At 72.7% G+C, this 19,019-nt stretch carries 15 protein-coding genes and 1 pseudogene; 9 read left to right on the forward strand and 7 right to left on the reverse strand.

Features of this window, described 5'->3' with window-relative positions; genetic code table 11:
- Positions 1 to 36: 36 nt before the first annotated feature.
- Positions 37 to 738 (forward strand): amino acid ABC transporter permease, encoded by a 702-nt coding sequence (locus BJF79_RS21910; protein ID WP_075900056.1) that lies wholly within the window; start codon positions 37 to 39, stop codon positions 736 to 738.
- Positions 735 to 1,595: an amino acid ABC transporter permease gene (locus tag BJF79_RS21915; RefSeq protein WP_316043408.1), complete on the forward strand. Its 861-nt coding sequence runs from the start codon at positions 735 to 737 to the stop codon at positions 1,593 to 1,595. The genes BJF79_RS21910 and BJF79_RS21915 overlap by 4 nt, the downstream gene beginning before the upstream one ends.
- Here the strand turns inward: BJF79_RS21915 and BJF79_RS65740 are convergent.
- A complete protein-coding gene (locus BJF79_RS65740) occupies positions 1,570 to 1,815 on the reverse strand; it encodes a hypothetical protein (RefSeq protein ID WP_316043409.1) in 246 nt (81 codons plus the stop codon). The genes BJF79_RS21915 and BJF79_RS65740 overlap by 26 nt on opposite strands.
- A 109-nt stretch (positions 1,816 to 1,924) precedes the next feature.
- Between BJF79_RS65740 and BJF79_RS21920 the strand changes: the two genes are divergently transcribed.
- Positions 1,925 to 3,934 carry a prolyl oligopeptidase family serine peptidase gene (locus BJF79_RS21920; protein ID WP_075900058.1) on the forward strand — a complete coding sequence of 670 codons (2,010 nt, stop codon included), beginning with the start codon at positions 1,925 to 1,927 and terminating at the stop codon, positions 3,932 to 3,934.
- A 62-nt stretch (positions 3,935 to 3,996) separates the two neighbouring features.
- Here the strand turns inward: BJF79_RS21920 and BJF79_RS21925 are convergent, their stop codons facing one another.
- Entirely contained in the window at positions 3,997 to 5,232 is a 1,236-nt protein-coding gene (locus BJF79_RS21925) for a glycerophosphodiester phosphodiesterase family protein (protein WP_143220082.1), read from the reverse strand.
- A 112-nt stretch (positions 5,233 to 5,344) separates the two neighbouring features.
- Positions 5,345 to 6,916, reverse strand: coding sequence for a ribonuclease Y (gene rny / locus BJF79_RS21930; protein WP_075900062.1), 1,572 nt, complete (start codon positions 6,914 to 6,916; stop codon positions 5,345 to 5,347).
- Positions 6,917 to 7,419: 503 nt separating this feature from the next.
- Here rny and BJF79_RS55665 point away from each other — a divergent pair.
- Positions 7,420 to 7,584, forward strand: coding sequence for a hypothetical protein (locus BJF79_RS55665; protein ID WP_158079254.1), 165 nt, complete (start codon positions 7,420 to 7,422; stop codon positions 7,582 to 7,584).
- A 36-nt stretch (positions 7,585 to 7,620) separates the two neighbouring features.
- On the opposite strand, the gene BJF79_RS21935 is transcribed toward BJF79_RS55665, so the two are convergent.
- Both BJF79_RS21935 and recA read right to left on the reverse strand, forming a co-directional pair.
- Entirely contained in the window at positions 7,621 to 8,214 is a 594-nt protein-coding gene (locus BJF79_RS21935; RefSeq protein ID WP_083733651.1) for a regulatory protein RecX, read from the reverse strand.
- 111 nt (positions 8,215 to 8,325) lie between these two features.
- Positions 8,326 to 9,447, reverse strand: coding sequence for a recombinase RecA (recA, locus tag BJF79_RS21940; RefSeq protein ID WP_075900064.1), 1,122 nt, complete (start codon positions 9,445 to 9,447; stop codon positions 8,326 to 8,328).
- Positions 9,448 to 9,846: 399 nt separating this feature from the next.
- On the opposite strand from recA, the gene BJF79_RS21950 reads away from it, so the two are divergent.
- From BJF79_RS21950 to BJF79_RS21960, 3 genes are all read left to right on the forward strand, one after another.
- Positions 9,847 to 10,563, forward strand: coding sequence for an ATP-grasp domain-containing protein (locus tag BJF79_RS21950; protein WP_262402390.1), 717 nt, complete (start codon positions 9,847 to 9,849; stop codon positions 10,561 to 10,563).
- Between the two features lie 132 nt (positions 10,564 to 10,695).
- The gene (locus tag BJF79_RS21955; RefSeq protein ID WP_262402391.1) at positions 10,696 to 11,046 is read left to right on the forward strand and encodes a hypothetical protein; all 351 of its coding nucleotides are present in this window, start codon (positions 10,696 to 10,698) and stop codon (positions 11,044 to 11,046) included.
- On the forward strand, positions 11,046 to 12,254 hold the full coding sequence (locus BJF79_RS21960; RefSeq protein ID WP_075900070.1) for a glutathionylspermidine synthase family protein: 1,209 nt from the start codon (positions 11,046 to 11,048) through the stop codon (positions 12,252 to 12,254). The genes BJF79_RS21955 and BJF79_RS21960 overlap by 1 nt, the downstream gene beginning before the upstream one ends.
- On the opposite strand, the gene BJF79_RS21965 is transcribed toward BJF79_RS21960, so the two are convergent.
- On the reverse strand, positions 12,240 to 12,434 hold the full coding sequence (locus BJF79_RS21965; protein WP_075900084.1) for a DUF3046 domain-containing protein: 195 nt from the start codon (positions 12,432 to 12,434) through the stop codon (positions 12,240 to 12,242). The genes BJF79_RS21960 and BJF79_RS21965 overlap by 15 nt on opposite strands.
- 10 nt (positions 12,435 to 12,444) lie before the next feature.
- Positions 12,445 to 13,743: an alpha/beta hydrolase gene (locus BJF79_RS21970; RefSeq protein WP_083733652.1), complete on the reverse strand. Its 1,299-nt coding sequence runs from the start codon at positions 13,741 to 13,743 to the stop codon at positions 12,445 to 12,447.
- Positions 13,744 to 13,855: 112 nt separating this feature from the next.
- On the opposite strand from BJF79_RS21970, the pseudogene BJF79_RS21975 reads away from it, so the two are divergent.
- Together BJF79_RS21975 and BJF79_RS55670 are read left to right on the forward strand one after the other, a co-directional pair.
- Positions 13,856 to 18,442: pseudogene (locus tag BJF79_RS21975) on the forward strand (ATP-dependent helicase).
- Between the two features lie 351 nt (positions 18,443 to 18,793).
- Entirely contained in the window at positions 18,794 to 18,931 is a 138-nt protein-coding gene (locus BJF79_RS55670; RefSeq protein ID WP_158079255.1) for a hypothetical protein, read from the forward strand.
- The last annotated feature ends 88 nt before the right edge of the window (positions 18,932 to 19,019 follow it).

Raw genomic sequence — 19,019 nt, forward strand, 5'->3', positions numbered from 1 at the left:
GGGGCGCCGGCCCGGCCCTGAACACGCTGGAGTGTCATGGAAGACCTGCTCGGCCTCCTCGACTTCGGCCCGGTCTTCGAGAACGGCGACCGCATCCTCGAAGGCTTCTGGGGGACCATCCGGCTGGCGCTGATGACGGCGCTGCTGTCGATGGTCATCGGGACGATCGCCGTGTCGTTCCGGGTCGCGCCCATCCCGCTGCTGCGGGTCGTGGGCACGGTTTACGTCAACGTGGTGCGCAACACGCCGCTGACACTTGTCCTGCTGCTGTGCAGCCTGGGCATTTCCACCACCCTGCGGATCAAGTTCTCCGAGACGGACTCCCTGAACCTGTACTGGTGGTCGGTCATCGGGCTCTCCGCCTACACCGGGGCGTTCATCTGCGAGGTGCTGCGCTCGGGCATCAACACCGTCCCGCTCGGGCAGGCGGAGGCCGCCCGTTCGATCGGGCTGTCCTTCGTCCAGTCGCTCCGCCTGATCATTCTCCCGCAGGCGTTCCGGACGGTGATCGCACCGCTGGGCAGCACGCTGATCGCCATGATCAAGAACACCACCGTGGTGATCGCGGCCGGGTACCTGGAGGCCGCAGCGGTGATGTACGAACTGTTCGACGACCCGAACAACCAGCCGCCCGCGATCCCGCTGTTCCTGACGATCGCGGCGGGCTTCATGGTCATGACCCTGCCGACCGGGTTCTTCTTCGGCTGGCTGGCCAAGCGAATGGCGGTGGCGCGATGAGCAGAGAGGCCAACGTCCTCTTCGACGCCCCCGGGCCGAAGGCGGAAGCCCGCAACCGGATCCTGACGGGCGTCACGATCGTCGCGCTGCTGGCCGTCGCCGCGGCGGTCGTCTGGAAGCTCAACGAACGCGACCAGTTCCGGTCCGAGCTGTGGGACCCGTTCCTGCGCGGCGACGTCTGGTCGAACCTGATCCTGCCGGGCCTGTGGAACACGCTGAAGGCCGCGGCCGTCGCGTCGTTGCTGGCGATGCTGTTCGGCGCGGTCTTCGGGCTCGCCCGCCTGTCGGACCACTGGTGGATCCGGGTACCGGCCGGCGCGGTGGTGGAGTTCTTCCGCGCCATCCCGCTGCTGATCCTGATCTTCCTGGCGTTCTTCGCGCCGCCGCTGGTCAGCCCGGTCATCGCCGAGTCGCCCTTCGGGCAGGCGCAGCGGGTCGTCGTGGACAACTTCCTGTTCGTCTTCGGCGTCGAGAGCAACTACGGCGTGGTGACCGTCCCCGCGTTCGCCGCGCTGGTGTTCGGCCTGACCATGTACAACGGCGCGGTGCTGGCCGAGATCGTCCGGGCCGGCGTCCTGTCCCTCCCCAAGGGGCAGTCGGAGGCGGCCTACTCAATCGGCCTGCGCAAGAACGGGGTCATGCGGCTGATCCTGCTGCCCCAGGCGGTCACGGCCATGATGCCCGCGATCGTCAGCCAGCTCGTGGTGCTGCTGAAGGACACGGCGCTCGGGTTCATCATCGCCTTCGAGGACCTGTGCTGCACGCCGGGTTCAAGGTGGTCGGCCCGAACTTCCACAACCTTCTCGCCGCCGCCATCGTCGTCACGATCATCTACATCGGGATCAACATGTCGCTGAGCGCGGTGGCGACCTGGCTGGAGGCGCGCCTGCGGCGCAACCGCCGGACCGCCGCCCACTCGGTCGCGCCCACGGCGGGAGTCCCGGCGGCGCCCGGGATGGAACCGGAGGACGTCGAGAAGAAGTAGGCGTCCGCGGGCACGCCCGCGAAGACGTCCGCGAGCGTCCGCGTGCGGCCGAAGGGGCGCCGCCGGAACCGTCCGGCGGCGCCCCTTCGCACGTGAGAGGGGGTCGGGCGCGGTGTGCACCGGGGCGGCGACGGATATCTTTCCGAAGTCAAACCGGCCGTCATGGCCCCAATGGATCCCCGTATGCGGGACGATTCCGTTATGACCGCTCGTGCGACCCTTCCCTACGGCTCCTGGCCGTCTCCCATCTCCGCGGCCGATGTCGCCCGCGCTCGGCTGCGTCTCGCCTTCCCCTCCGTCGCGGGCGACGACGTGTGGTGGCAGGAGACCCGCCCCGAGGAGGGCGGGCGGAACACGGTCGTCCGCCTGCGGGACGGGCACCGCACGGAACTCCTGCACGCGCCGTGGGACGCGCGCACGCGCGTCCACGAGTACGGCGGGCGGTCGTACCTGCCGGTGCGCACCGCCGACGGCGCCTCGGTCGTGTTCTCCAACTACGAGGACCAGCGGCTCTACCGGCTCGACGAGGCCCGCGACGGGGGCGACGCCAAGCCGTACCCGCTGACCCCGGAACCGGCCGTCCCCGGCGGGCTCCGCTACGCCGACTACGTGCCGTCCCCGGACGGGACGGAGGTCTGGTGCGTCTGCGAGGGCCACATCGCCGCCCCGGCCGACGGCGACGGCGACGCGGGCGGGGGCGAACCGGACACGGGCGTCCGGCGCGCCATCGTCGCCGTGCCGCTCGACGGGAGCGCCGCCGACGACCCCGGAGCGATCCGCGAGCTGGTGTCCGGAGCGCACTTCTACGCCTCGCCCGTCCCGTCCCCCGGCGGCGGGCACCTCGCCTGGGTGCAGTGGAACCACCCCCGCATGCCCTGGGACGGGACGGAACTGCGCGTGGCGGCCATCGAGGACGGCGAGGCCGTCGCACCCCGCACGGTCAAGGGCGGGCTCAAGGAATCGGTCCTGGCCCCCCTGTGGGCGGACGACGACACCCTGTACGTCGTCTCGGACTGGCCCGGCTGGTGGAACATCTACCAGGTGGGCCTGCACGGCGAGTCCGCCCAGGCGCTTTACCCTGCGGAAGAGGAGTTCGCCGGTCCCCTATGGGCGCTGGGCGGCATGCCGTACGCGCTCCTGGGCGACGGACGCCTGGCCGTCCTGCACGGCGAGGGCGACATGCGGCTCGGGATCTACGACCCCGACACGCTCGACCTGGAGGATCTCGACCTCCCCTACGCGGACTGGCGGCCGCAGCTCTCCACCGACGGCTCCACGATCGTCGGCATCGGCGGCGGCCCCGACACCCCCTGGACCGTCGTGCGGATCGACACCGCGACGGGCCGCGCCGAGGTGCTGCGGGCCGAACTGGACGACGTGCCCGACCCCGCGTACCTGCCCGCACCGCGCGCCGAACGCCTCGAAGGCCCCTTCGGGCGTCCCGTCCACGCGTACGTCTTCCCGCCCGCCAACCCGGTGGCCGGGGGCCCCGCCGACGAGCTGCCCCCGTACGTCGTGTTCGTCCACGGCGGCCCGACCAGCCGCGTCTCCACCGCCCTCGACCTGGAGCGGGCCTACTTCACCAGCCGCGGCATCGGCGTCGTCGACGTCAACTACGGCGGCTCCACCGGATACGGCCGCACCTACCGGGAACGGCTCAGCCGCCAGTGGGGGGTCGTCGACGTCGAGGACGCCGTGGCGGCCGCTCAGGCGCTCGTGGACGGCGGAACCGCCGACCCGGAGCGGCTCGCCATCCGCGGCGGCTCCGCGGGCGGCTGGACGACGCTCGCGGCCGTCACGCGGACCGCGGTGTTCAGCGCCGCCACGTCCTACTTCGGCGTCACCGACCTGCAGAGCTTCGCCGAGGGCACCCACGACTTCGAGTCGCACTACCTGTTCGGCCTGATCGGCCCGCTGCCCGGCTTCGAGCGGGCCTACGAGGAGCGCTCGCCGCTGAACCGCGCCGGTTCCGCCTCGTGCCCCGTCCTGCTGCTGCAGGGGCTGGACGACCCGATCGTCCCGCCGGACCAGTCCGAGCGGTTCGCGCTGGCGCTGGGCGCGGCCGAGACGCCGCACGCGTACCTGACGTTCGAGGGCGAGGCGCACGGCTTCCGCCGGACCGCCACGATCGTCACGTGCCTGGAGTCGGAGCTCGCCTTCTACGGGCAGGTCCTCGGCTTCGAGCCGCGCGACGTGACGCCATCGAGCTGACGATGGGCGCACCGGCGGCGAAGCAGGCGGACCCGGACGAGGCGGAACCGGACGAGGCCGGATCAGGGGACGATGTAGGACGCGATGTCGATTAGCGCGTGGTCGGCCCCGAAGAACGACACCGTGTCACCGGAGGTGTTGTTCAGGAACCCGGTGGTCAGCCCGTTGTAGTAGGCGTCGGCGCGGTCGGTGCCCGGGCCGACGTGGACGCGCAGCAGGCTGCCGGGCGGGATCACGTACCCCCGGCCGATCCCGAGCAGGTTGCCGGCCTGGTCGCGCAGGTACCCGCCGCCGACGTCCACGGGCCGCGACGTGGTGTTGCGCAGGACGACGTGCTCGCTGTTCTCCGGCTGGACGTCGTCGCCGCTCGGGTTCGGGAAGACGCTGTCCACCACGACGCCGTTCGCCGCGGGGAACGGCCGCTTCGCCCCCTCCAGGACGCGCCGCGCCGTGCCGGGGAAGTTCGAGGTGATCCAGTCGTATCCCTGGTTCTCGGCCATGGAGATCTGATCCGGGCCGTCCACCGGGTCGCTGATCACCTTCAGCCCCGCGTCGTGCGCTCGCTCGACGTCGGACGCGCTGGTCGCGCGCGGGTGCGCGTACACCCCGACGGTCCACCCCGCCAGCTCGGCCAGCTCGGCGTCGGGCAGCATCTTCCCGCCGGTCAGGTACGACAGCTGCACCTTGGGCGCGGCGGCGTGGAACTCCGCGAGCGCCGCCTTGTCGCGCGAGTGGACGTGCACCCGGTAGGCGCCCGACCGCAGCGTCGCGCCGTCGGTGAGCCGGGCCGCGGTCAGCTCCCGGGCGAGCAGCGTCGCGACCCCGGGGCTGTTCGCGGGCGACTTCAGTTCGAGCGTGAGGCCGGTCCGCCGGTCCGCGACGTCCAGCAGTTCCCGCACGGTCGGCACCCGCTGGCCCTTGTACCGCGAGTCGAACCATGACCCGGCGTCCAGCCTCTTGATCTCGGCGAGCGTGAACTGGCCCACCTTCCAGGGCGCCCGGTCGGGGTAGACCTCCTCCACGTCCGTGGTGCGGGCGAGCGTGTCGTCGTGCACGAGCACGAGCTCGCGGTCCGCCGTCAGCTGGACGTCGCCCTCCAGGACGTCCGCGTCCTCCCGCAACGCGTCGCGGTAGGAGGCGAGCGTCTCCTCCGGCGCCTGGCCCGGTGCGCCGCGATGGCCGAGGATCAGCGCGTCCGTCCGGCCGCCGGGGCGGTCGGGGGCGGCCTGGGCGATGCCGGTGACGGCGAGGGCGGCGGCGAGCACGGTGCCGCCGGCGAGCATGGAAACCCTGTTCACGAATGTCCTTCCGGTGAGCCGACCCTGTGATGATCAAGGCGGCACCTGTCGGACATTCGTCTTACATCTGAATTTTTGGCCAAACAGGCGACTGAGGAGCCGAAACCGACAGTCAGCGGGCGAACTCGGTCGCCCGCGACTCCCGCACGACGGTGACGCGGATCTGCCCCGGGTAGGTCAGCTCGTCCTCGACCTGCTTGGCGATGTCGCGGGCGATCACCTGCGCCTGGATGTCGTCGACCGAGTCCGGCTTCACCATGACCCGGACCTCCCGGCCGGCCTGCATCGCGAACACCTTCTCCACGCCCTCGTGCTTGTCGCGGGCGATCTCCTCCAGCCGCTCCAGCCGCTTGACGTAGGCCTCCAGCGACTCGCGGCGCGCGCCCGGACGGCTGCCGCTGACGGCGTCCGCGGCCTGGGTGAGCACCGCCTCCACCGTCCGGACCTCGACCTCGTTGTGGTGCGCCTCGATCGCGTGCACCACGTCCTCGGGCTCGCCGTACCGGCGGGCGATCTCCGCGCCGATCAGCGCGTGGCTGCCCTCGACCTCGTGGGTGAGCGCCTTGCCGATGTCGTGCAGCAGCGTGCCGCGCTTGGCGACGTCCATCGGCAGCCGCAGCTCGCCCGCCATGATCCCGGCGATGTGCGCCGACTCGATCAGGTGCTTGAGGACGTTCTGCCCGTAGGACGTCCGGTACCGCAGCCGGCCGAGCAGCGCGATCAGCTCCGGGTGCATGTCGGCGATGCCGACGTCGACCAGGGCGTCCTCCCCGGCGCGCACGCACAGCTGCTCCACGTCCCGCTTGCTGCGCTCGTAGATCTCCTCGATGCGCTGCGGGTGGATCCGCCCGTCCAGGACGAGCTTCTCCAGCGTCAGCCGTCCGACCTCGCGGCGCACGGGGTCGAAGCAGCTCAGCAGGACGGCCTCGGGCGTGTCGTCGATGATCAGGTTCACGCCGGTGGTCGTCTCGAACGCCCGGATGTTGCGGCCCTCGCGGCCGATGATGCGGCCCTTCATCTCGTCGCCGGGCAGGTGCAGCACCGACACGACCGACTCGGCGGTCTGCTCGCTCGCGATCCGCTGGATCGCCAGCGTGACGATCTTCCGGGCGCGCTTGTCGCCCTCCTGCCGCGCCGAGTTCTCGATCTCCCGGGTGATCGGGATGGCCTCCCGCTTGGCCTGGTTCTCGATCGAGGCGACCAGTTCGGCCTTCGCCTGCACGGCGGTGAGCCCCGCCGTCCGTTCCAGGACGAGCCGCCGCTCCTCGTCGACGCCGTCCAGTTCCCGGCCGCGCTCCTCCAGCGCCCGCTTGCTCTCGGTGAGCCGGCCGGACCACTCCTCCAGCCGCCGCACCTCGCCGTCCAGCCGCTGCTCCCGGTCGGCCAGCCGCGCCTCCCGGCGTTCGAGGTCCTCGCGGAGGCCGCGCAGCTCGTCCCGGACGGCCTTGGCGTCCTGCTCGGCCGCCGCGCGGGCCTCGCTCTCGAACCGCCGCGCCTCGCCCTCGGCCCGTTCGAGGAGTTCCCGGACCTCCCGCTTGGCGCTCGTCCTGACCTCGTCGGCCTCGCTCTGCGCGCGCGCCATCTCGGCGGCGGCCTTTCCGGACACGCCGGGCCGCCACGGCTTCACTATGACGAGAGCGACCACGGTCACCAGCAGCGCTGCAACCAGCAGGACGCTCTCCATGAGGCAGATCCTTCCTCGCCGTCGGGTCCCGTCTGGAGTTCGGGACCCTGCCTAGCGAGGATTTACTCGCGCCCTGCGGACGACCGGGGACACGGCGACGCCATCACCGGGCCGCGCCGCGCGCGTCCCGGAGATCCGGCCGAATCCAGCTCGGCGAACGTCTCCCTGATGCCTCTCAGCTGCTCGAACGTGTTCGGTCCTATGGCAATCCGCGCTATGCGGAGTAACTCCTCACTGCCGCAACGGTAAGCGGCATGGAGGTAATGAGCAAGCAAACAGGGGGCATTCCGGACTAACCGCGCGAGAACGTGACGCCTTCCTTACCCGCTCGTAGCCTGCATCGCCGCAGGCAGCCCCGCCGCCGGACGCCGCGCACCCCGGACGGCACGGGCGCCGACGAAAACCGAATCTCCCTCGGACCCGCTCCGAGGCGCTGATTCCGGACACGATCTCCCCGCCGTCCCCACGTCCGAAACCCGCACCGCACACTGTCGTCCGGGCCCATGGAACCTCACTCCCGCGTCCGCGGCGCCCCGGCCAACGACATCAAATCGCCCCCGGCGGTCGCCGAGGTGCCCGCCTGTCTCGACGCCGTCCTCCAGGCCCTGGACGCCGCCGAGTTCGCCACGTCGCCGACCGGGCCCATCCGGGTGCGTGTCGGCGGGTGAGCGCTCGTCATCACAGGACCGCTTCGGGTCCTGGCGTCAGTCGAACGGGAGCTCGTCCGGGTGGTCGTCGAGGTCGGCGCCTTCGGCGGCGAGGGCGTCCTTGACGACGCGGTAGGCGAGGCCGGGCGGGTAGCCCTTGCGGGCGAGCATGCCGACCAGGCGGCGCATCCGCTTGGCGGGGTCGACGCCGCGGGTGGCGGGGAGGCGGCGGGCGACCAGGGCGCGGGCGGTCTCCTCCTCCCGGGCGGGGTCGAGGGCCCTCGACGGCGTCGTGGACGGTCTCGTCGGCGACGCGCGGCGGCGGAGCTCCGCGGCGAGGGCGCGCTTGGCGAGGCCCCGGCCGGAGTGGCGGGACTGCACCCACGCCTGGGCGAACGCCTCGTCGTCGATGAGCCCGACGTCGGTGAACCGGGACAGGACCCGCTCGGCGACGTCGTCCGGTACTTCCTTGCGGCGGAGCGTGTCGGCTAGCTGCGCCCGGGTGCGCGGGGACCCGGTCAGCGACCGCAGGCAGATCGCGCGGGCCGGGCCTCCGGGTCGCGCGGCTCGGCGGCCGGACGGGACGGGCCGCGGCCGCCGCCGTCGGGCGGGTCCGCGCTCATGCGGGGGCCGCGGGAGCGGCGGCGCCATCGGGGAAGGTCCGCGCACCGGCGGGCCGGTGCCGGGGCAGGCGCCGCCGCTCTACATACGAGATCATCGCCTACTCTTCGTCAGGAGTCACCCATATCGTGGGATTCACCGTCAGGAATCACCGGCCTTGGCCTTGGCGGTCTTCCTGCCGGACGCCGGCTTGGCGGCGGCGGTGACGGGCGGGGCGGGGGGCGCCGCGGCGGCGTCCGCCGGCCCGGACCCGGCCTCCTTGTCGACCTTCGGGCCGATGCCCAGCTTCTCCTTGATCCGCTTCTCGATCCCGTCGGCCATGTCGGGGTTGGCCTTGAGGAAGTTGCGGGCGTTCTCCTTGCCCTGGCCGAGCTGGTCGCCGTCGCAGGTGTACCAGGCACCGGACTTGCGGACGAACCCGTGCTCGACGCCGAGGTCGATCAGGCCGCCCTCGCGGCTGATGCCCTGGCCGTAGAGCAGGTCGAAGTCGGCGACGCGGAAGGGCGGGGCCATCTTGTTCTTGACGACCTTGACCCGGACGCGGTTGCCGACGGCCTCGGTGCCGTCCTTGAGGGTCTCGATGCGGCGCACGTCCAGCCGGACGGACGCGTAGAACTTCAGCGCCTTGCCGCCGGTCGTCGTCTCCGGGGAGCCGAACATGACGCCGACCTTCTCGCGGAGCTGGTTGATGAAGATGACGGTGGTCTTGGTCTGGTTGATCGCGCCGGTGAGCTTGCGCAGCGCCTGCGACATCAGGCGGGCCTGGAGGCCGACGTGGCTGTCGCCCATCTCGCCCTCGATCTCGGCGCGCGGGACGAGCGCGGCGACGGAGTCGATCACGACGGCGTCGACCGCGCCGGACCGGACCAGCATGTCGGTGATCTCCAGCGCCTGCTCGCCGGTGTCGGGCTGGGAGACCAGCATGGCGTCGATGTCGACGCCGAGCTTCTTCGCGTAATCGGGGTCGAGGGCGTGCTCGGCGTCCACGAACGCGGCGATGCCGCCCTTCTTCTGGACGCCGGCCACGGCGTGCAGCGCGATCGAGGTCTTGCCGGAGCCCTCCGGCCCGTAGACCTCGACGACGCGGCCGCGGGGCAGGCCGCCGATGCCGAGCGCGATGTCGAGGGAGATCGCGCCGGTCGGGATGACCTCCACCGGCGCGCGGGCCTCCTCGCCCATCCGCATGACCGAGCCCTTGCCGAACTGCCGCTCGATCTGTGCGAGGGCGGTCTCGAGAGCCTTCTCCCTGTCGTTCGCTGCCATGAGATGTCCTTATTCGTCGTGACTGTCGGCTCTCGGGCCGCTGCTTGCGATGTCGTGGGCGACGTTACGGTGGGCCGCCGACATTTTCGAGCGCCCGGCGCGACTGTGGACAACGGCGCGGGCCGGGACCAGCTTACCGAACACTCGTTCGATCATCATCCGGTGCGGCGTTTCGGTCGGAATCTCCGTGCGCGTCCGGGCCGCGCCCCCGTACGCTGGCTGCGTCCACGGAGGGGTTCCCATCATGACGCTGACCGTCCTCTTCTGCGTCGATCCGCTGCACCCCCGGCGCGTTGACCCCCACTTCACCCGCGAGGCCGCGGCCGTGCGGGGACCACTACGGCGAGAGTCTCCCTGATCGACCACGACGCCCTGCAGCGCGGCGACGTCGACGGGGCGGTGCGCAAGGTGCCGGACGGCCTGGGGGCGGTCTGGTACCGGGGGTGGATGCTGGCGGCGGACGAGTACGCGGCGCTGGCGTCCGCGCTGAAGCCGCGCGGGGCGACGCTGCTGACGCACCCGGACGACTACCGGCGCGCGCACGAGCTGCCGGGCTGGCACGACACGTTCGCCGGGCTGACGCCGCACAGCGTGTGGCGCCCGCTGCCGCCGGGCGGCGATCCGGGCGGGGCGGGCGAGCTGGCGGAGCTGGCACGTCCGCTGAGCGCGGGTCCGGGCGTCGTCAAGGACTACGTGAAGTCGTGCAAGCACGAGTGGGACGAGGCGTGCTTCGTCCCCGACGTGCACAACGCCGCCCGCCTGCGCGACGTCGCCGCGAAGATGATCGCCCTGCGCGGCGACTTCCTCGCGGGCGGCCTGGTCGTGCGCGAGTTCGAGGAGTACGTCGGCGCGGGCGAGGCCCGCGTCTGGTGGGTGGACGGCGAGCCGGTCCTGGTGGGTCCGCATCCCGACAGCCCGGACGTCGAGCCCGTCCCGGACGTGACCGACGTGGCGCCCGCCGTCCGGTCGCTCGGCTGCCGGTTCATCACCACCGATCTGGCGCGCCGCTCGGACGGCCGGTGGCGCGTGGTCGAGGTCGGCGACGGCCAGGTCAGCGACCTGCCCTCGTCGGTGGACGCGATGGACCTGTTCGCGCACCTGCCGGTGCCCGACTGACCGAGGGGCGCGGCACTCGGCGGCCGTTCGGTCGGAAAACCGCGGCTTTGGCGTGTTCCAGGGGGAACCCGGCTCCGTTTCGTCGCGTCTCATCTCTTTGAAACCTCCATCACGCCGAAGGGATGTGCTCTCATGCCCCCACAGGAGCCCGCCCGCCGGCTCAGGTCCCGGGCCGTGAAGGTCGGGATGGTGAGCGCGCTGTCGGTGACGCTGGTCGCCTGCGGTTCGAAGTCGACGGTCGCCCGCTGCGTCGACCGGGACGACGCCGGCGGACGCAAAGTGGTGTCCGACTACAAGTGCGACCGGGACGACATCGACGACGGCGGCTCGTACGGCCAGTACTACTGGTACTACGGCGGCAGCGTCCGCAACGGTTACGTGTCGGGCGGCTCGTCGAGCCGTCCGAAGGGCACGATCAAGTCCCGGAGCGGGACGACGCTGAGCCGGGGCGGGTTCGGCGGCCGCGGCGGGGGCGGGAGCTGATGCGCCGCGAGCGTTCGACGCCGCGCAACGGGTGGGCCGATCTGGTCGAGTCGCACGGGCTGGCGTTCCACCGGACCGCGCATCCCGAGCACCTGAGCCGCCCCTACTGGGACGAGTCGGTGCACTACGTGTTCGATATGGACGAGGTCCTCGAACTGGAGCGGGTCGTCGAGGAACTGCACGACATGTGCCTGCAGGTGGTGGAGCACGTGGTGTCCACGGGCCGGTACCACGCGCTGGGCATCCCCGAGTGGGTCGCGCCGCTGATCGAGGAGTCGTGGCGGCGCGGCGACCCGCACCTGTACGGGCGGTTCGACCTGCGGTACGACGGCGAGGGCCCGGCGAAGCTGCTGGAGTACAACGCCGACACCCCCACCGCGCTGGTCGAGAGTTCGGTCGTCCAGTGGTTCTGGTTGCAGGACGTCTATCCGGACGACGACCAGTGGAACTCGATCCACGAACGGCTGGTCGAGCGCTGGAAGGAGATCGTCCCCCGGCTGGACGGGGACTCGGCGCACTTCGCGTGGACGACGGACGACGAGAGCGGCGAGGAGGTCATGACGATCGCCTACATGCAGGAGACCGCCGCGGAGGCGGGGCTTGCGGGCACGGCGATCGCCATGGAGGACGTCGGCTGGGACGCGGCGCGGCGCCGGTTCGTCGATCTGGACGAACAGGAGATCCGGACGCTCTGCAAGCTGTACCCGTGGGAGTGGATCGTCGCGGAGCCGTTCGGCCGCAACATCCGGTTCGGGTCCACGTCGTGGATCGAGCCCATCTGGAAGATGGTGCTGTCGAACAAGGCGCTGCTGGTGCTGTTGTGGGAGCTCTTCCCGGATCACCCGAACCTGCTGCCCACCTACCTGAACACGCCGTCGGGCCTGACGTCGTACGTGCAGAAGCCGCTGCTGGGCCGGGAGGGCGCAAGCATGCGGATCGTGACCCCGGACGGCGGCGAGCAGCGCACCCAGGGCGAGTACGGCGCGGAGGGGTTCGTCTTCCAGGAGTTCTGCGGCCTGCCGGACTTCGACGGCCAGCGTCCGGTGCTGGGCGCCTGGGTCGTGCACGACGGCGCGGCCGGGATCGGCATCCGGGAGACGGCGGGGCTGGTCACCGACGACACGTCGTCGTTCGTCCCGCACCGGGTCGTCGGGCGGGCGCCGAAGACGTCCCTGGTGAAGGAGCGGACGTCCCTACTGAAGTCGTGAGGGGACGTCGAAGCTGGCCACGACGGCCCGCCAGACCTTCTTGGCGGATTCGCCGTCGGCGAGGGCCTGCTCGATGGTGCGGCCGCCGAGCTCGGCGAGGACCTGGTCCTTGGCCACGCTCTCGGCGTAGCCCTTGCCGAACTGTTCGTTCATCCGTTCCCAGAACACCGTGAGCCGCACGCCACCCACGCTATCCGACGGCGTCGTCCTTCGAGGACCCGTCCGGCGACTCGGTGATCTCGGCGGGGACGGCCGGCGCGGCGCCCTCGCGGTGCCGCCGGTGCCGCCGGTGCAGCCCCGTGAGGTAGCGCTCGACCCCTTCGACGACGCGGGCGGTGCGGTAGGAGGGGAACACGTCGAAGCCGTGCTGGCCGCCCTTCATCTCGGCGTACAGGACGGGCGCGCGCGACGTCGCGCGGAGCCGTTCGACGAACCGGCGGGCCTCGGGGGCGGGGATGAGCGAGTCGTGGCCGCCGTGGACGACGAGGAACGGCGGCGCGTCCTCGTGCACGTGCGTGACCGGTGACGCCTTCGCGTACGCGTCGCGGTTCTCGGCGAACGGCAGTTTGACGACCATCCGTTCCATGATGCGGGTGGAGCCGAAGGGGACGGGCCAGGGGCCGGGCTCGCAGAAGTCGTACACGCCGTAGAACGGGACGGCGCCCTGCACGGACGTGTCGGCGTCCTCGAAGCCGGGTTGGAAGTCGGGGTCGTTCGCGGTGAGCGCGACCATCGCGGTGAGGTGTCCCCCAGCGGATCCACCGGTGACGCAGAGGAAGTTTGGGTCGGCGCCGTACTCCTCTGCGTGCTCGTGGTACCAGGCGAGGAAGCGTTTCAGGTCGACGAGGTGGTCGGGCCAGGTGGCGCGGGGGCTGAGCCGGTAGTTGACGTTGAAGCCCACCCAGCCTTGGAGCGCCATGTGGTTGAGCAGGGGCAGACCTTGTTCGCGCTTGTCGCCGATGATCCATGCTCCGCCGTGGATCTGCATCAGCCCTGGGCGCAGCCCTTCCCCGGTGGGGTCGGCGGACGGCCGGTACACGTCGAGTTTGAGGCGCAACCGTCCGTCCTCATGGAACACGACGTCGCGGTCCACGCGCACGCCTCTGCGCGGGATCAGGCACAGCGGCGGGACGACGAGGTGGGAGCGCGGGTAGCGGGGCGCGTTCCGCGGGTCCAGGTCGAGGGGGATGCCGCACTCCCGCAGGGTGACGACGGTCCGGCGGGACGCGACGATCGTCGCCGCGATGCCCGCCGCTCCCGCGATGCCGAGGGCGAGGCCCGTCCGGCCGGCCCAGCCGTCCAGGCCCCCGTTCCACGCGAGGAGGACGAGCGCCGCGATCTCCGTGACGAGGAGATGCGGGGCCAGTTCGATCGACCACCAGCCCGCGAAGAAACTCGGCACCAGCAGCAGGGGGTGCTTGCTGGGCCGATGGGCGTTGACGGCGAGCAGGACGAACAGGATCCCGAGGGCGAGGAGGGCGTAGGTCATGGCTGCTCCCAGTGGACGGTCGCCGCCCACACTGCCCTTACAAGCGCTTGCTTACAATGTGACGCGCACCACCTCCGCGCTTTCTGTCGGACCCGCGAGGCAAGATGGCGCCATGGGCGGTGACGTGCTCGAACGCTTTTCCCCGGCGACCCGCGAGTGGTTCACGGGGGCGTTCGCCGCGCCCACGGCCGCCCAGTCCGGCGCCTGGGACTCCATCTCCGGCGGCGACAACACGCTCGTCGTGGCGCCGACCGGGTCCGGCAAGACGCTCGCCGCGTTCCTGTGGTCGCTCGACCGGCTCGCCGCGGGCCCGCCGCCCGACGCGGATCCGCTGCGCCGGTGCCGCGTGCTGTACGTGTCGCCGCTGAAGGCCCTGGCCGTGGACGTCGAGCGCAACCTGCGGGCCCCGCTGACCGGCATCCGGCACGCCGCCCGCCGCCTCGGCCTCCCGGAACCGGACGTCCGGGTCGGGACGCGGTCGGGCGACACCCCGGCCGACGAGCGGCGGCGGCTGGCCGCCAAGCCGCCCGACATCCTGATCACCACCCCCGAGTCGCTGTTCCTGCTGCTCACCTCGCAGGCCCGCGAGTCGCTGCGCGGCGTCGAGACGGTGATCGTCGACGAGGTGCACGCGGTGGCGGGCACCAAGCGCGGCGCGCACCTGGCGCTGTCGCTGGAACGGCTGGACGCCCTGCTGGAGCGGCCCGCGCAGCGGATCGGGCTGTCGGCGACGGTCCGCCCGGCGGACGAGATCGCGGCGTTCCTCGGCGGCCCGCGGTCCGCGCGGGTCGTGCAGCCGCCGTCCGACAAGGTCTTCGACCTCGACATCGTCGTCCCCGTCGAGGACATGGGCGAGGTCGGTCAGTTCGTGGACGATTCGGGCGCCGCCGACCCGCGGCAGCGCAGCATCTGGCCGCACGTCGAGGACCGCCTCCTCGATCTGATCGAGGCGCACCGCTCGACGCTGGTGTTCGCGAACTCGCGGCGGCTCGCCGAGCGGCTCTGCGGCCGGCTGAACGAGCTGGCCTACGAGCGCGCGACCGGTGAGGCACTGCCCGAGAACCACTCCCCCGCCGAGGCGATGGCGCAGGCCGGGGCCGCGAAGGGCGCCCCCGGGGAGATCCCCCCGCGCCCACCACGGGTCGGTGTCCAAGGAGGAGCGGGCCGCGATCGAGAACGCGCTCAAGGAGGGGCGGCTGCCCGCGGTCGTGGCGACGTCCAGCCTGGAGCTGGGCATCGACATGGGCTCGGTCGACCTGGTCGTGCAGGTGGAGTCGCCGCCGTCGGTGGCGAACGGGCTGCAGCGCGTCGGGCGGGCGGGGCACCGGGTCGGGGCGGTGTCCAAGGGCGTGATCTTCCCGAAGTACCGGGGCGACCTCGTGCAGACGGCGGTGGTGGCCGAGCGGATGCGCGGCGGCGAGATCGAGGAGCTGCGCTACCCCCGCAACCCCCTGGACGTCCTCGCGCAGCAGATCATCGCGATGACGGCGATGGACGAGTGGCCGGTCGACGATCTGGAGTCGCTGGTCAAGCGCGCCGCCCCGTACGCGACCCTGCCGCGCTCGGCGCTGGAGGCGACGCTCGACATGCTCGCGGGCCGCTACCCGGGCGACGAGTTCGGCGAGCTGCGGCCCCGCCTGGTCTGGGACCGGGTGAACGGCACGCTCAACGCCCGTCCGGGCGCGCAGCGGATCGCGGTGACCAGCGGCGGGACGATCCCCGACCGCGGCCTGTTCGGCGTGTTCCTCGTCGGCGAGAAGTCGTCGCGGGTGGGCGAGCTGGACGAGGAGATGGTCTACGAGTCGCGGGTCGGCGACGTGTTCGTGCTCGGCGCGAGCTCGTGGCGCATCGAGGACATCACGCCCGACCGCGTCCTGGTGTCGCCCGCGCCGGGGCAGCCGGGCAAGCTCCCGTTCTGGCACGGCGACGCGCTCGGCCGCCCGGCCGAGCTGGGCCGCGCGCTCGGCTCGTTCACCCGGGAGCTGTCCGGGCTGGCCGAGGACGACGCGCTCGGGCGGGTCTCGACGGCCGGGCTGGACGGGCTCGCCGCGGCGAACCTCGTGTCGTACCTGGCGGAGCAGCGCGAGTCGACCGGGCACGTCCCCGACGACCGGACGATGGTCGTGGAGCGGTTCCGCGACGAGCTGGGCGACTGGCGGATGGTGGTGCACTCGCCGCTGGGCGCGCGCGTCCACGCGCCGTGGGCGCTGGCCATCGCGGGCCGGCTGCGCGAACGGTACGGGGTGGACGCGCAGGCCATGCACGCCGACGACGGCATCGTCATCCGCGTCCCCGACATGGAGGACCCGCCCGGCCTGGACGTCACGGTGTTCGACCCCGACGACGTCGAGCGGATCGTCGTCGACGAGCTGGGCGGGTCGGCGCTGTTCGCGGCCCGGTTCCGGGAGTGCGCGGCGCGCTCGCTGCTGCTGCCCCGCAACCGGCCGGGCAAGCGGATGCCGCTGTGGCAGCAGCGGCAGCGGGCGGCGCAGCTGCTGTCGGTCGCGAGCAAGTACCCGTCGTTCCCGATCGTGCTGGAGACGATGCGCGAGTGCCTGCAGGACGTGTTCGACGTCCCCGGGTTCGTCCAGCTCATGCGGGACGTGTCGGGGCGGCGCGTCCGGCTCGTCGAGGTCGAGACGCCGCAGCCGTCCCCCTATGCCCGCTCCCTGCTGTTCCACTACGTCGGCGCGTTCATGTACGAGGGCGACTCGCCGCTCGCGGAGCGCCGCGCGCAGGCCCTCGCGCTCGACACCTCGCTGCTGGCGGAGCTGCTCGGCCAGGCCGACCTGCGGGAGCTGCTCGACCCGGAGGTCGTCGCCGACACCGAACGCGAACTGCAGCGGCTCGCCGCCGACCGCCGCGTCCGCGACCTGGAGGGCGCCGCCGACCTGCTGCGCGCCCTCGGCCCGCTGACGACGGCCGAGGTCGCGCGGCGGTCTTCCGAGGAGGGTTCGGCGCACTGGCTCGCCGAGCTGGAGGCGTCCCGGCGGGCGATCCGGGTGCGGATCGCGGGCGCCGAGCACTGGGCCGCGATCGAGGACGCCGGGCGGCTGCGCGACGCGCTCGGCGCGCCGCTGCCGGTCGCCATCCGGAGGCGTTCCTGGAGCCGGTGGACGACCCGCTCGGCGACCTGATCTCGCGGTACGCCCGCACGCACGGCCCGTTCCGGGCGGCCGCCGCCGCGACGCGGTTCGGCCTCGGCCCGGCCGTGGTCGTGGAGACGCTGCGGCGGCTGGCGGGCGCGGGGCGCGTCGCCGAGGGCGAGTTCCTGCCGGTCGAGGCGGTGGCCGGGCCGCTGACGAACGAGTGGTGCGACGCCGGGGTGCTGCGGACGCTGCGCCGCCGCTCGCTGGCGCGGCTGCGCGCGGAGGTCGAGCCGTCCCCGCCGGAATCGCTCGGCAGGTTCCTGCCCGCGTGGCACGGTGTGACCGGCGGGTCACGGTTGCGCGGCGTGGACGCGCTCGTCCAGGCGGTCGAGCAGCTGCAGGGCGCGGCCGTCCCGGCGTCCGCGCTGGAGACGCTCGTGCTGCCGTCGCGCGTCCCCGGCTACTCCCCCGCGATGCTGGACGAGCTGACGTCGGCGGGCGAGGTCGTCTGGGCCGGGCAGGGCGGGCTGCCGGGCGGCGACGGCTGGGTCGCGCTCTACCTGGCCGACACCGCGCCGCTGCTGCTGCCCGAACCGGCGGAGATCACGATCACGCCGGTGCACGAGGCGGCGCTGGCGGCGCTCGGCGACGGCGGCGCGCTGTTCTTCCGCACGCTGTCCGACCGGGTGAACCGGGAGGTCACCGCCGCCGACGCCGACCTGGTCACCGCCGTGTGGGACCTGGTGTGGGCGGGGCTGCTCACCAACGACACGCTCGCCCCGCTGCGCGCCGCGCTCGGATCGGGACGGCCGACGCACCGGTCCCGGACGACGCGGCGCGGCACGTCCGGTGCTCCCGTCGCGGACCGGCCCGCCGACGGTCGGGGGCCGCTGGTGGCCGCTGCCGGAGCGGGAGGGCACCGCGACGCTGCGCTCGACCGCGCTGGCCGAGGCGCTCCTGGAGCGGTACGGCATCGTCATCCGCGGCGCGGTCGCGGCGGAACGGACGCCCGGCGGGTTCGCGGGCGTCTACCCGGTGCTGCGCGCGTTCGAGGAGAGCGGACGGTGCCGCCGGGGCTACTTCGTCGAGGGCCTCGGCGCCGCGCAGTTCGCGCTGCCGGGCGCCGTGGACCGGCTCGGCGCGCTCCGCCCGGCCGCCGACGCCCCCGCGCCGGACGACCTGTCCGCGCTGTGGGAGACGCCCGCGCCCGGCCCGCGGTCCCGGGGCGAGCGGGGCCGCCGCGCGCTCGTCCTGGCCGCGGCCGATCCCGCCAACCCCTACGGTGCCGCGCTGCCGTGGCCGCAGCGCGACGACGAGGCGATCAGCGGGCACAAGCCGGGCCGCAAGGCGGGCGCGCTGGTCGTGCTGGTCGAGGGCCGCCTGGTCCTCTACGTGGAGCGCGGCGGCCGCACGCTGCTGACCTGGGACGACGACTCGGGCGTCCTGCAACCGGCGGTGGACGCGCTGGCGCTGGCCGTCCGGGAGGGCGCGCTCGGCAAACTCACCGTGGAACGCGCGGACGGCGCGCGATCGCGGGGTCGCCGCTGGCGGCGGCGCTGGAGTCGGCGGGCTTCCACCCGACGCCGAAGGGCCTGCGGCTGCGCGCCTGATCGCGGGGCACGCAGCGCCACGGTCACGGCCCCGGCGCAGACGAGCACGCCGAGCGGCGACAGCGGCGGGAGCGTGCTGCCGAACATGGCCCGGCCCCAGATCATCGTGGTGGGCGGCGTCAGGTAGAGCAGTGCCGACACGCGCGCCACGCCCGTCCGGATGCGGGACGCCGCCGCGATCGCGCGCACCACCGCCGACGCGATCCTTTCCCGCCGAGAGCCGTCTACGCGGTAAGTCTGACTCCAGATTCCTCCTTACGACGGATACCCCGGGGCCCTTCCTCTGGAAAGATGAAGGCGTACGGGGTTGCGGCGGGCCGGGGAAGGGCCCGCCGCGGAACGGGGAATCGCATGACACCTACCGCACGGCTGGCCGCCGCGCAGCGGCGCAAGCGCCAGATCATCAGCCAGACCGTCATCGACCGCGCGCTGAACGACCCGCGGCGGCACGACGAGGCGGTCGACGCTCCGACCACCACGGCCAAGTAACCGCACGCACCGGCGCCCGCGGGCACCGGCACCCGACGCCCCCGCCGGACGAACGGCGGGGCGTCGCCGTCCCGGCGTCCGGCCGCGG

Origin of the sequence: Actinomadura sp. CNU-125 (genome assembly GCF_001942465.1) — a bacterium.
Lineage (GTDB): Bacteria > Actinomycetota > Actinomycetes > Streptosporangiales > Streptosporangiaceae > Spirillospora.